The sequence below is a fragment of the Paraburkholderia sp. Ac-20347 genome (genome assembly GCF_017104805.1).
GTDB lineage: Bacteria > Pseudomonadota > Gammaproteobacteria > Burkholderiales > Burkholderiaceae > Paraburkholderia > Paraburkholderia tropica.
Window position 1 is genome coordinate 1 of the sequence record NZ_JAAGPN010000639.1, and the last position, 670, is coordinate 670.

Sequence of the window (670 nt, forward strand, 5' to 3'; positions counted from 1 at the left end):
GGGGGGGGGGGGGGGGGGGGGGGTGGAGGGGGGGGGGGGGAGCCGGGCACAAACGCGCTGGCTCGCCGGCACGCCCGGGCTCGCGCGGGACGCGATCGCGCAACTCGAGCACGCTGGCTTCGACGCCGCGTTCACCTCGCTGCGCTGGTGGGACTTCTCGTCGAGCTGGATGGTCGAGGAGCACGACGTGGTGCGCCGCGTGGGCTCGCCGATCGCGTTTCCCGAAGCGCCGTACGGCACGCGCTTCATCCACGATCTCGACGGCGCCACCGACGCGCGTGCGGTCGAGCGCGCCTACCGCCGCATGCTGCGCACGGCGGCGGCCACCGGCACCGGCTGGCTCGTGCCGATGGGCTTCGAATACGGCGTGGAGGAAGCCAGCGGCCACGGCGATCCGCACGCGCACGACTACGGTGCACGCACGCAGGCGCTGAGCTGGCAGGACATGAAAGCGCGCGGACCGTTCGATCTTTCGGCCGACATCGCGCACGCGAACGCCTTGCAGCGCGAGACCTTCATCCTTCAGACCAATGGCGAGCTGCGCGCGCTCAACGGCCCCGGCGCGCCGGTCGCCGCGTTGCTGCGCGGCGATCACGCCGATCTGCGCGACGCGGGCGAAGCGCTCCTCACGCTCGTCAATCCCGCGCTCGCCGCGCCGGTGCGCGTGAAC

1 pseudogene is annotated in these 670 nt (G+C 73.3%); it reads left to right on the plus strand.

Annotated features, from left to right (window positions below):
- Positions 1-22: 22 nt before the first annotated feature.
- Positions 23-670, plus strand: a pseudogene (locus G3N97_RS39165) (DUF3416 domain-containing protein); the annotation flags it as partial.